This window comes from Ruegeria sp. CDSC079 (assembly GCF_059610505.1).
The window spans coordinates 386,015-398,336 of sequence record NZ_JBXWNT010000005.1 but is presented as its reverse complement, the minus strand read 5'-3'; the positions used below and the strand labels follow the sequence as shown (position 1 = coordinate 398,336).

General features: G+C 58.4%; 12 protein-coding genes. All 12 read right to left on the bottom strand.

From position 1 onward, the window contains the following. Window positions 1-12: 12 nt before the first annotated feature. The 12 genes from AC2FIC_RS12230 to AC2FIC_RS12175 all read right to left on the bottom strand — a co-directional run bounded on the left by AC2FIC_RS12230 (window position 13) and on the right by AC2FIC_RS12175 (window position 12,301). Window positions 13-2,136, bottom strand: a complete 2,124-nt coding sequence (locus tag AC2FIC_RS12230; RefSeq protein ID WP_496691895.1) for a 4Fe-4S binding protein — start codon at window positions 2,134-2,136, stop codon at window positions 13-15. A gap of 598 nt (window positions 2,137-2,734) precedes the next feature. Beyond that, window positions 2,735-2,926, bottom strand: a complete 192-nt coding sequence (locus tag AC2FIC_RS12225) for a hypothetical protein (RefSeq protein ID WP_496691879.1) — start codon at window positions 2,924-2,926, stop codon at window positions 2,735-2,737. 28 nt (window positions 2,927-2,954) lie between these two features. Next, window positions 2,955-4,508: a cytochrome D1 domain-containing protein gene (locus AC2FIC_RS12220; RefSeq protein WP_496691878.1), complete on the bottom strand. Its 1,554-nt coding sequence runs from the start codon at window positions 4,506-4,508 to the stop codon at window positions 2,955-2,957. After that, window positions 4,483-5,697, bottom strand: coding sequence for a heme d1 biosynthesis radical SAM protein NirJ (gene nirJ, locus AC2FIC_RS12215; protein ID WP_496691877.1), 1,215 nt, complete (start codon window positions 5,695-5,697; stop codon window positions 4,483-4,485). The genes AC2FIC_RS12220 and nirJ overlap by 26 nt, the downstream gene beginning before the upstream one ends. Next, complete coding sequence (gene ahbB, locus AC2FIC_RS12210) at window positions 5,685-6,185, bottom strand: siroheme decarboxylase subunit beta (protein WP_496691876.1); 501 nt, start codon at window positions 6,183-6,185, stop codon at window positions 5,685-5,687. The genes nirJ and ahbB (AC2FIC_RS12210) overlap by 13 nt, the downstream gene beginning before the upstream one ends. Next, complete coding sequence (locus AC2FIC_RS12205) at window positions 6,182-6,631, bottom strand: Lrp/AsnC family transcriptional regulator (RefSeq protein ID WP_142635234.1); 450 nt, start codon at window positions 6,629-6,631, stop codon at window positions 6,182-6,184. The genes ahbB (AC2FIC_RS12210) and AC2FIC_RS12205 overlap by 4 nt, the downstream gene beginning before the upstream one ends. Next, the gene (gene ahbB / locus AC2FIC_RS12200; protein WP_496691875.1) at window positions 6,628-7,617 is read right to left on the bottom strand and encodes a siroheme decarboxylase subunit beta; all 990 of its coding nucleotides are present in this window, start codon (window positions 7,615-7,617) and stop codon (window positions 6,628-6,630) included. The genes AC2FIC_RS12205 and ahbB (AC2FIC_RS12200) overlap by 4 nt, the downstream gene beginning before the upstream one ends. 3 nt (window positions 7,618-7,620) lie before the next feature. Further along, window positions 7,621-8,766 (bottom strand): cytochrome D1 domain-containing protein, encoded by a 1,146-nt coding sequence (locus AC2FIC_RS12195; RefSeq protein ID WP_496691874.1) that lies wholly within the window; start codon window positions 8,764-8,766, stop codon window positions 7,621-7,623. Next, window positions 8,763-9,113 carry a c-type cytochrome gene (locus AC2FIC_RS12190; protein ID WP_496691873.1) on the bottom strand — a complete coding sequence of 117 codons (351 nt, stop codon included), beginning with the start codon at window positions 9,111-9,113 and terminating at the stop codon, window positions 8,763-8,765. The genes AC2FIC_RS12195 and AC2FIC_RS12190 overlap by 4 nt, the downstream gene beginning before the upstream one ends. Beyond that, entirely contained in the window at window positions 9,106-9,867 is a 762-nt protein-coding gene (gene cobA, locus AC2FIC_RS12185; RefSeq protein WP_281972619.1) for a uroporphyrinogen-III C-methyltransferase, read from the bottom strand. Before cobA ends, AC2FIC_RS12190 begins: the two co-directional genes overlap by 8 nt. Window positions 9,868-10,055: 188 nt before the next feature. Further along, entirely contained in the window at window positions 10,056-10,463 is a 408-nt protein-coding gene (locus AC2FIC_RS12180) for a cupredoxin domain-containing protein (RefSeq protein ID WP_281972618.1), read from the bottom strand. 53 nt (window positions 10,464-10,516) lie between these two features. Beyond that, complete coding sequence (locus AC2FIC_RS12175; RefSeq protein ID WP_496691872.1) at window positions 10,517-12,301, bottom strand: NapC/NirT family cytochrome c; 1,785 nt, start codon at window positions 12,299-12,301, stop codon at window positions 10,517-10,519. Between the last annotated feature and the right edge of the window lie 21 nt (window positions 12,302-12,322).

The following is a 12,322-nucleotide window of genomic DNA, read 5'->3' as shown; positions in this document are numbered from 1 at the left end:
TCGTTCCTCCTTTTAGGAAACGGTTTTCGGTTTGGCGTTTGGATGGTTCGCCGGTGGTTGTCCGAGTGGGGTCTTGAGATCGACCGACCCTGTCTTGGCCCGCCGTTTCAGTTGGCGGATAACGACGGGACATTTGTCCTCGGACTGGTAGAGCACCTGACAATGCAGGCAGGTGACGCACTCGTTCGGATTGATCTCACCTGTGGGGTGGATCGCCTGAACGGGGCATTCATTGGCACAGGTCTGACAGGGGGTGCCGCAGTCCTTGTAACGGCGTAGCCAGTCGAACATGCGCATGCGGGCCGGGATCGCCAGTGCTCCGCCCAACGGGCAGAGATAGCGGCAGTAGAACCGCTCAACGAACAGGCCGATACCCAACAGGGCCAGCGCAAAAACCACAAACGGCCAGTCGCGCATGAATTTCAGAATGATCGCGGTCTTGAAAGGCTCGATCTCGGCATACTTCTCGGCCAGCGGGATGGAGACAAAGCTGAGGCCGAAGAGACCCAAGAAGATCATGTATTTCGCGGGCCACAGCCGTTCATTCAGGCCCCAGGGCAGGGTCCATTGCGGCACGCGAAAAGCCCGCGCGATCTTGTTGGTCAGTTCTTGCAGCGCACCAAACGGGCACAGCCAGCCGCAATAGGCACCACGTCCCCAGAACAACAGGGCGGCTGCCACGGCGAACCATTGGATGAACACCAGCGGGTCCAGTAGGAAGGCATCCCATGAGAAACCCGTGCGCAAACTGCCCGCCAGTGCCATCAGGTTCACCACGCTCAACTGGGCATTCGCGTACCAGCCGATAAAGAACAGGGTCATTGTCAGATAGCCGATGCGGAACCAGTAAAAGACCCGCGCGTTCATCGTGGCATGGAACTGGAAAAAGAAGGTCGCCGTCAGTATCAGCAGCATGACGCCCAGACCGGCAATCTCAACTGTGCGATCCTTCCAGATACGTTTCCAAAGAGCGGCTTTGGCGGCGGCTTCACCTGTGGCGTCATCCACAACGGTGGGGGCTACGACTGGCAACAGGTACTGCTCAGGCAGTTTGTAGCCCAAATCGAAGGTCAGGAACGTCTTTTCAACCGCACCGACGGCGCGTTGCACCAACAGTTGCAGGCGGAACGGTTCGGCCGGATCAAACTCTGCCTCAGCGGGGATTTTGAAGATATCCAGCTCGGTGAAACTGGGCGCATCGGCGGCCGCAACTCTGCCCAGACGCTCTTGCTGTTTATCAAAGAAGCGTACCGAATTATCACCTTGAATCAGCTGAATACGGTCGAAAATTCCGCCACGCACATAGCCTGACCCCTTGAAGCTATAGGCGCCACGACCCAGCACCAGGATGGCTTGCTCGCCCTCGCCCAGCCACTCGGTCAGGTTTTGATACTCGGCCTCGCCCAGCAGCGACTTGCCGATCGACGGGACTGAAACCAACGCCAGATGCATGTCGATGAAGGTGTCGTCGGGCGCGCCCCGTTCACGGCGCCTGATGGCGCGCTGGTCGCCGGTGGCCTCGAACGCAGCGTTGACCTGACCGACATCCAGTGTCAGGCGTCGGACCGAGCCGTCACCCGAAAGCGTTGTCCAGTCATAAGTGGCGTCTTGTGCCATATCGACTTCGCGCTTCGGTCCGTCGGCCTGCAGCGGTGACAAGCCACCCAGCCCCAGCGCCCGCGCTACCTTGATGCCGCCACGCACGAGACTGTCGTCGATCACCATGATTGTGACAGTCGCGCCCGAGATAATGTCGAGGTCATGGCCCTCACCGCCTGTTTCAGCCTCAACCCTAAGGTCCAGGCCGGCATAGCCTTCGGTCAGTTCGACCATGCGCGCGTTCGGGATCCCGATCAGTACGATGGGTTCCGAATGCTTGACCAGCTTAACGCCAGTAAGCACTGCATCATTGTCGATCGCTGCAACGACGTGAATGGGTTTGCCGGAATAGCCTGTGGTGCCCACGAAATCCGAGGTCAGAAAGGCCCAGGCAATCGTTTTGCCCCCTTTCAGGATCGGCGCAACCGGAATGTCTTTTCTGATCGGGCCAAATGCCTCGGCGCCGGGGATCAGGTCCGCGGGCTCAAGTTCTGGCAGAAAGCTGGCAAGGCTGTCGGCATGTGCGCTGATCGCCATCAGGCAGGACAGAAAAAAGGCCAGCAGGAAATGGATTGCGCGACTTACGACCACGACGCACCTCCGATGATTGGGGTGGACGCCATGGACGCGCGCGGGGCGCGTTCGGTTTTAAATTCTGGTGCAGGGGGAGGACCCCGGGTTTCTGGCCACAGCCGGTCAGAGCCATTTAGCTCGAAGGACCTGTTGTTTTGGCAAGATAAGAATTGAACCCTTCCTCGTTGCGTCACTTCCAGCGGCATGGGCAGAGGTGCGGCACCGGTCACGGCGCACAGCGCGCAATCGGCGCATTTGGGGCAAGGTGCGGTCGGGTCTGCATCGCCTTTTTCAAGATCAACCTCGACCCAGACCGCGCCGCCCTCCGAGCAGATCTCAACCCACATGCTTTGCCCGGGACTCGCCAGCGCCGGGCTAAGCAGCTGCAAAAGCAGAAGGATTATACCTGCCACCGCACAAGCTGCGCGGGACGCGCAAACAGCTGAAATGTGCAAAGGATTATGGGCGGGCATGGAGAATCCAACTTGGTGATCTTTCCCAAGTCCTAAGAGATTCCCGAAAGCAGATACTTGACTTCGGTTAGGCCTTTGGAGAATCCGACCTAGCCGTCTGCTTCGTCCATCAAACTGCGTACCCAGCGCCCTGCAAACCAGCAGGCAGGTACACCCAATGGGATTGACCACAGGATGGCGGTGACAGGCTCAATCACTCCGAATCCGGCGCTGTTGGCGATCAGGCCAGCCAGAAAAAGGTTTATGGCCACGGTCAGCGCAGACGCTGGATACAGCAACATGGCCAGTTTCCACACCGGCCATTTGCCCTCAGTGGCTGGTTCCTTCCGAGAAGGTGATTTTGTTCCAGACATTGTACTTTCCCGAAGGTTTGCGCATCGGCAGACGGCGGACCTCTTCCAGTGTTTTTGCATCATAGATGATCACCGCGCCGTCATCTTCCCAGATCGAAACCAACGCATGGCTTCCGTCCTTGGTGAATTCCACATGGGCCACGGTTTTGCCCGGCGCTGGGCGCAGGGTCCGTACGATCTCAAGGGTTTGCTTGTCGATCACATGCATCACATCCTTGTTGGGCCCAAAGAAAACATCGGCCCAGACATATGGCGAGTTTTCATGGCTGCGCATGAAAAACCCCGGCCCTTCGGTCTTGAGCCGCTTGACCGTTTCCCATGTCTCCATGTCGATCACCGAGACGGTGCCATCAGTCAGGTGCGGCGTTGCCATCACAGTTGTATCGCCGCGCCGCCAGGTAATCCCGGAACCCAGATGCGGCATGCCGGGCAGATCCAGGTCAGCCACTTTTTGGCCAATGACCAGATCAATCACCTGACCGCCGTTCCCGTCGCGAGATGCGCCCATGACGTATTCATAAGTCTGGTCGAAAAAGAAATCGTCCAGATAGTCGGGCGTAGTGATCTTGCGTACTGGGAAAGGGTTCGGGTTCTTGAACTGCCCTTCGATACGAAAATCGTGTCCCAGCCCGGATTGGGGTGGATTGGCGCCATAGAAGACCTCCCAAATCTCTGGCACATCCTTCAAGGCCAGCACAAAGCTTTCCCGTGGCGGAGCTTGATAAACGGCCGAAACGCGGCTGGGATTACCTTTCCTGCTTTTAATCTCGATCACTTTTGCCACCGAAAGATCCCGGGTGGACAAAAGGGTCAGGCTGTTGGGTAGGTAATTCGCCACCGCCAGCCATTTGCCATCGCCTGACATGGCAATGTTGCGGCTGTTTAGTCCCGCCCGCACGCGACCCACTTGTTGCAACGCCCAGATGTCATATTTCTGGACCCAGCCATCGCGGGACATGATGAACACGTAACGCCCATCGGGGCTGAACTTTGGGCCGCCATGAACGGCAAAAGGAGTTTCAAATCTGTCCAAAACCTCAAATGTGTCACCGTCCAGAACGCTGACATGGTGGTCTCCGGTTTCCACCACCAACGTGATGTTCATCGGATCACTGGACCAAACGGGCGCATCAATCTCGACATAGTCTGCGTCCAGCGTACGGCTGGCCATGATGTCCGCCTCGGCCCAGTCCGGGACGGTCTCGAGCGGGGATTTCAACCAACCTGCCAACTCCTCGATCTGCAGGGTGTTCAGATTATGCGCAAAGGCGGGCATCTGGGTGGCGGTGCGCCCTTCGGCGATCACGGCGGCAACCCGCGGCCCGCGCATGCGTTTTAGCGTTTCGGGTATCAAGGCCGGACCAACTCCGCCCAGCCGGGTGTCACCATGGCAGGACGCGCAATGTTCGGCATAGTCGGACTGGGCGTCGGCCCATGCGGCGCTGGTCAGCAGAAGCGCACACAGTGTTCCAAGCGTCCGAGCCCTAAAAGAACTGATGCGCCGGATCATGGCTTTTCCCCCGGAAAGGTGTGACCTGCAGGCGTTTGCCCGCTTTATCCACGCCAATTTCATCGTTTGACAGGTAACAGGCCGGGTCCTCGGCCCAGGGATCGCCCGTCAGTTGCAGGGCCCGGATGCGCGTGTTGCCACCGCAAACATCCCTGAGCTGACAAACTCCACAGCGCCCTTTCAACGGACGCGGGCGAGTGCGCAGCATGGCCAGCATCTTGTCGTCCCCGGTCCACAACTCGGAAAACGGCGTCGTTTTCACATTCCCGACCGTGTAATCTGACCAGTAGGTGTCGGGATGGACCCGACCAAGATTGTCGATATTGGCCACCCCCAACCCGCTGGAGTTCCCGCCCCAGGCCGCCAAATGCGCACGTATATGCGAGGTCTTTTCGGCATCAAAATGCGTCCTGACCCAGTTCAGAAAATATCCGGCGTCGGCATCGTTATTGCCGGTGACGATATCCAGCGGGCGCCCGCCCGAGGCTGCCTCCCACGCACGGTCCAATAACAGATCCAGACCTTTGCGCGTGCGCAGGTGTTCGGCATCTTCGCCCCTGTTCTTGTCGCCGCGACCGGCGTAAACCAGATGAGACAGGTAGAATTTGTCGACCCCCTCATCATCACACAACTGCAGGAGATCGGGCAGATGGTGCTGCGTGCCCTCGGTCAAACAGAATCGCAAACCGACCTTGATGCCGCGTTTCTTGCACTCGCGCACGCCGCGCAGGGCATCTGAAAAGGCGCCCTCGACACCTCGGAACCAGTCGTTTGTGGCCCCGATTCCGTCAAGTGATATGCCGACATAGTTAAAGCCGACATCAGCGATCATATCGGCGGTTTCATCGTAAATCCGCGTGCCATTCGTCGACAGCGCCAGCATCGGCACCAACTTGCGCGCCCGGTTGGCGATATCAAAGAAATCGAACCGATCCAGCGGTTCCCCCCCCGAGAGGATCAGGGCCGGGACGCGAAATTGGCCGAGATCCTCAAGGGTTACCATGGCTTGCTCGTGGCTGAGCTCACCCGGGAACGCGACATCCGCCGAAACAGTATAGCAATGGCGGCATTTCAGGTTGCAGCGCCGGGTCAGATTCCAGATGACCACCGGCTTAACCGGGCCGGGGCGGCGCTTGCGCACGGGGGTCGGGGTGACCAGTTGCTGCATGTATTCAGTCAGGCGGAACATGGCGTTTGGCCTTTCGGTTTCAGGCGCAGCCCGGTCTTTTTCAGGATGCGCGTTGAATACAGGATGTCCTTGGCCCGGCAGGCACTGCCCAGAATACCGGCAATCTCGGCCCGTTTTTCTTCGACTTCACCCCTGTCTTTGCCATGGACCATGGCGAACAGGTTGTAAGGCCAGTCGGGCAGGGCACGTGGACGTTCATAGCAATGGGTGACAAAAGGCAGACCGCCAATATGTGCCCCCAAATCAGCGATTTGACTGTCATCGACGTCCCAGACTGTCATGCCGTTCGAAGTCATGCCCAGTTTGTAGTGGTTCGGGGCTGCCGCGATACGACGTATAACGCCGCGCGCCTTAAGTTCTGCGAGGCGATACAGCAGCGCTTGTTCGTCCATCCCAAGGCTTTCAGCGACCCGAGCGTAGGGCGAAGGCACCAGGGGCAATCCGCCCTGCAGAACCTCGATAATCAGTCTGTCTTTTGCGTCGATCATGCCGCCACCCGGAAGCCGATGAAGAATTCCTGCAACTTGGGAAATCTGAGAACTTCGATCCCCGTCTCTTGTTCGATCGCATCGGCGCAGGCCTCAATCCCTTGGGGCGTTTCGGTGGCCAACACGAACCACATGTTCAGCCGGTGCGTACGTTCATAATTATGGGCAACTTCGGGATGCGCATTGACTTTGGTCAGGACGGATTCAAATGCCTCTGTCGGTATGGCCATGGCACATAGGCAAAAAGCCCCGCCCATCGCGGCCGCGTCAAAGAACGGGCCAAAGCGCGTGATGACCCGGTCATCCTTCATCCGTGATAAGCGAACCAACAGATCCTGTTCCGAAATCCCCAGTTCTTGGGCCACCATCGCATAGGGTTGTGAGGTCAGAGGTAAGTCGTCCTGCATTCGGTTCAGGATTGCCCGATCAGTTTCGTCCAGGGTCATGCCGCCGTCTCCTTGGGTTGGATCAGCGCGCCGGTCTGTTTGAAACAGCGCGTCGAAAACAACACCTTGTGCTGCGCGCCAAACAGCTCAGGCAATGCCGCAGCCCCGGCCAGGACGTTTCGCGCTTCGCTGCGCGAGCGGGCGTGGATCATGGAATACAGGCGGTAGGGCCAGATGTTTTCAACGGGTCGACGCTCATAACACAGTGTCACGCCAGGGTATTTTGCCAGCGCAGGTCCGGCACGATCGACCTGATCAGTTGGCATATCCCAGACCACCATCGCATTGGCCGACCAGCCCAGTGCCCGGTGTCTTACGATCACGCCAAGACGCGAGACAATTCCAGCCTCGTGTAAGATCCGGATCCGCGTCATGGCGTCCTCTGGTTTACGGTCCAAAGAGGTGGCCAGTGCTGCGTAAGGTTCGCAAACCAGCGGTAAGCCGGAACTAAGCGCCTGCATCAACGAGCGATCACCCTTTTGCAAAACGGAACAGTCCACCTTGCGCGGTGCCGGTACGTTGCGTTGCTTGCCTGTCATTCGAAAGCCCAAATCAACATTGAACGGCCGAACCAGACGCAAGTCCAAAACCTGCAAACCGGTTTGCAGGCCAATCCGGGCCAGAGTGGCGTCCACATGCGCGCGATCAGGGCCGGTCGCTACAAACCAGAGGTTCCATTTGTCCTCACGTTGATAATTGTGGTTCACACCAGGCTCTGCGTCGATCAGGGCGGCAATGTCCTCCAGATGCTCCTCGGGTGCGGCCACCGCGGCCAGAGTACTGGCCGTCACCGCGCCCGGAGTGATCGTGGCCCCGACCCGGGTGATCCGGCCGGTCGAACGCATTCGCGCCAGGCGGTTCAGCACTTCAGCTTCGTCCAGCCCCAGCGCCTTGGCCACTGGCTGAAACGGGCGGTCGACAATCGGAAATTCGCGCTGAAAATCGTCCAGCAAGCGACGGTCGATCGGGTCAGTGATATGTTGCATGGGTTACAACCCTGTTCTGTGCGCGCGGGCGGTGAAAAAGATACCCGAGGGGCTGTCCGCCGCGATCTCGCGCAGCTTTTCAAAGCTATGCGTGTCGTAGACCACGACCTTGTTGGCGTCGCGGACACTGATCCAGACCTCATGCCCGCGTGCCGTGAACTCCATATGCAGGACGGCAGGGCCCGGAGAGAATTCGTGGATGACCTGTTTGCTGACGCTGTCGATGACCTGAATTGTATCGTTCAATGGATGGGCAAAATTCACCCAGACCTGTCGCCCATCCGGGCGCGCCATGGCAAAGACCGGCTGACCATGGGTTTGGGTGCGGCCTGTTTCTGTCAAGGTTTCGGCGTCAATCCAAAGAACCTCATGGTGGCCGACCGCGGGCAGGACAAATTCGCGATCCGTCAGTGCCCAGCCCTCAAGATGAGGCATCTTGTATACCGGCATCTCTTCCTGTCCGCGCCCATAGCCCGGCAGCACGCGGATCGGTTTTGGATTGTCTGCCCATAGGTCCAGCGCGGTCAGCCCGTCCTCGCCAAACAGACCGGTGATATAAGTGCGACCATTGGCGGTGATCAGCGCGTCATAGGGGTTCTTACCCATATCGGTGATCTTGGTGATCTCGGGCGCGCCATTTGCGAAATCAGCAATCCAGGTCTCGCCCGTGTCCCACATGGAAAACACGAACCGACGGCCCGGCGCATCGACAAGACCTATGGTTTTGCTGTCGGTGGGAATGTCGGCAACCAGTTCCAGCGTATCCGCGTCGAACACGCGTACGCCACCCGGCTCATAGTTCGACACCGCAACCAGTTGGCCGTCATCCGAAATTGCGCCGCCAATGGAATTGCCAGCCTGCACGACCCGATTTGCAATCTGACGGGTCACTATATCAACCTTGGTCAGCCCGCCATCGCGGCCAAAAACATAGGCAAAGCGTTCGTCGGGTGAATAGACCAGGGAGGCGTGGGACAGATCGCCCAACCCTTCGATCCGTGCCAATGCGGCCCGGTCCGACTGGTCCACCAATAAGACCGACCCTTTTGCCCGTTCGATCACAAGGCCCAGATCTCCGGTGGCGGTGGGGTCTGCATTGGCAGGTGTCATCATCATTAGGGCAACGATGCCAAGGGCAAGTTGTTTCATTTTGCCTCCTGTTCCAGCAGGTATCGGGCGATCCATTCGGCCTCTTCTTCGCTGATCAGGGGGCGCCAGGGGGGCATAGCCGTGTCGGGGATGCCGTCTAGTATGACCCCCGTCAGGACGTCTGCCTCGTAATGTTCCAGAGTTTCCGGTCGCAGATCAGGACCAAGCCCGCCTTTCAGGGACAATCCGTGGCACGAGCCGCAATCCTGGTGGACCAACCGTTTCAGGGCGGTTGGGTCGATGGCGTCAGCTGCCAGAGCGGAAGTGGCAACCAGAACGACGGCAGTCAGAACAGTATGCGCGGCCCAGCCCGGCTGCTTGCGGTCCATATTCGCCAGGCTACCCATGCGCCCGCTCCAAAATCTCGGTCAGGGCCTGATTGGCATAAAGCGAAACGACCTTTCCGATAATGAATAAGGTAGGGGCCTTCAGATCCGCCTTGCGCACATCCGCGGCAATCTGGTCCAGTCGGGATACAAGGCGGCGTTCAGAGGCACTGGTGGCCTGCCCAACAGCCAGGACCGGGGTGGATCCGGGTAGGTTCTCGGTCATCAAGCCGATGGCGATCTGGCCGATATTGGCCACGCCCATATAGACGACCAGCGTTGTATCCGGGTCCGCCAGCCGTTTCCAATCCAGATCAAGAACCTTGTCGGACTGCCTGTGCCCGGTGACATATTGAACCGAGGTCGCCAGTCCGCGATGGGTCAGGGGCACGCCGGTCGAACAGGATGCGCCTTGTGCCGCCGTGATGCCCGGTGCGTATTCGACCGTAACACCGTGTGCCATCAGAAAAGCGGCCTCTTCCGAGCCGCGACCAAAGATCATCGGATCCCCGCCTTTCAGCCGGGCCACAACGTGACCTGCGCGTGCGTGTTCCAGCAGGATTTCGTTGATGCGATCCTGAGGAACAGTGTGGCACTTGGGGGCCTTGCCGACGGCGATCAGCCGCGCGCCCTCGGTGTGCATGGCCAGAATTTCATCCGAAACAAGGCGGTCATAGACCACCACGTCCGCCTCCTGCAGCATACGCAGGGCGCGCATGGTGATCAGTTCGGGATCACCAGGGCCGGCACCAATCAGAAAAACCTTACCGCTCATGTGCAAACTCGCTTGTTCTGAATGTCTTCGGAACCCGGTGTTTTGGTCGTTTCCATGCGCGAATATGGGACGTTGCTGGGGAACCGGGCGTGTCATGGAAACAAGTTGGCGCACAGGTAAACCGACCTCCTTGACTTAAGTTAAGGAGCACGGGAATTGCGCCCGCGCATCTTTCAGCCTGCCGCTTATCAGGGCTCTACGGTGACCATTCCGAACATGTTCTGTGTCTCCCAATGTGGTCCGCACAGGTAATCCTGGGCGCCGGGAACAAGAAATGTCAGATCAACAAATTCCTCGGGGAACAGGCGGTCACTCTCGGCTTTGCTGCCATCTTTCAGCAGGACGCTATGGCTGGTGCGTTTGTCTACGTTCACCCAACGCACTGTGGTCCCCGCTTTGACCGTCAGTTGGGCTGGGCAGAAATTGTATTTGTACATCAGCACAACCTCTGCATCTTCCACATCTGAAGACGGCTGACCGAACAGATCCACGTAGCGGGTTTCTGCCTCAGCGCAGATCTCAGCTGTGTCTTCGTCAGCGGCCACCGCAGGTGACGCCAAAGCCAGAAATGCAGGAAGAAGTAGGCGGATCTTCATCGTCCAAGTCTCCATACCAAATACATTGGGGCCGGTTTACCCGGCCCCATCAGTCATTGTCCGACCACGTTGATATTGGCACTGTCGTCGTCCAGCGCGAAGCTTGTGTTCAGCGTCACGTGGTGGAATCGTGCCGCGGCAAAGTCATCGTGGATTGCAAAGCCGACCGTATAGGTCTTGCCCGGTTCCAATGGCACATCACCCGGTGCGCCCGAGTTTAAGGGCCGCGAGAACGTGACGGTCCAAATACCACCCGACAAGTTGGCCGAGGCGGCGATTTCGCCATCATTGACTATGCGCTGTTCCAGAAGATAGCCGTTGCTGGCGCTGCCATCGGCATAGACGCGCATCAGATCCAGATAGGTGCCGTCATCCAGATATTGCGCGATCTGCGCTTCGGCCTGCAATTTGTCCCAGCCACCCAGAGCTTTCCCACGCCGGCCTTTGACTTCGACCTCGGTGCGGCTTTCGCTGATATATTTGGTCACAGTGTCCTGAGCGGCCAGGCGGCCTGCAACATCGCCATTGGCGACAATCGCATCTGCACCCGGATCAAACGGCATATAGGTGTTGTCCGCGTGGCACGAGGCCCAGCAGCCCACCTGATCCCCCATTTCGATCCCGGTTCCGGTGATCATCATGGCGACCTTGATCTGGTTGTCCGGGTCCATCTTACCGCCATCCACAAATGGTGCAGGATTGTGGCCTGCATCCGGCCATTGCAAGCGGATATAGAGGTTTTCGGCATCATGGGCCGCCTGAACAGTTGCGTCGATCACACCACGTTTTCCAGGGATCGGGGTTGGTTCCAGCTCGCCGCCTGCGACGATCTTGTTTCCAATCATGTCCAATTCCTTGGCATGACAAGTCGAACATTGGTCGCCACCTTTTGTCAGTGGCCGGGCGCCGCCGTGGAACTTGCCATTCTGAACCCATTCAAACGAAGCCTGACCGGGATAAAACAACTTCAGATCCGCGCTTGCGATGCTGGTCCAGTCGATATCGCCTCCGATATCGCTGCCACCGCCTGCCGGGGCTGTAGATTCTTCACCGCTTGATTTGGCGCGCTCTTCGGCGACTGCAGCGTCCACAGCGGCTGCGATCTGGGCTTGCACCGCCTCTTGTTGTGCTGTCTTGGCCGATTTTTCGGCTTCGGCCTCAGCCGCCTCCTTGGCTTCTACACGGTCGAGACTGGCCAGGTATTCTGGCGGAATTGCACGGATGAAATCAGGATTCGGGGCTTCAATCTGTTCCAGATATTCATCTGTGGCCCTGTCGCGGATGTTCGAATGCGCAATCCCTTTGTGGCAGTCGATACAGGTCTGGCCTGTCTCCATTGCGTTCAAATGTTGCTGGCGCGCGCGGGGGCGCTGGAACTCGGGCATCATCGATTCAAAGTCGTGGCAGTTGCGGCACTCGCGCGAATCTGTGGCCTTCATCCTTTCCCATTCATTCATCGCCAGATGGATACGCTTAGCTTCGAACTTCTCGGGTGTACTGATCGAGCCAACCACCTTGCCATACAGTTCTTTGGACGCCTTGATCTTGCGGATCATCTTGTGGGTCCAGTCCTTGGGTACGTGACAGTCGGAACAGACCGCCCCGACCCCTGATCGGTTCACATCGTGGATGGTCCCGGTGTATTCTTCATAGACGAAATCGCGCATCTCATGGCACGAGATACAGAACTCTTTGGTGTTGGTGGCTTCCATGGCGGTGTTGAACCCACCCCAAAAGACGATCCCGGCGGCAAAGGCAGCGGCAATACCGGCCACAGGCATTCCCCACAGGAAATACCGACGCCAGATCGGTGGTTTCTTATCTGGATCGGAGGTCATGTCCGGGCTCCGTTTTGGCTG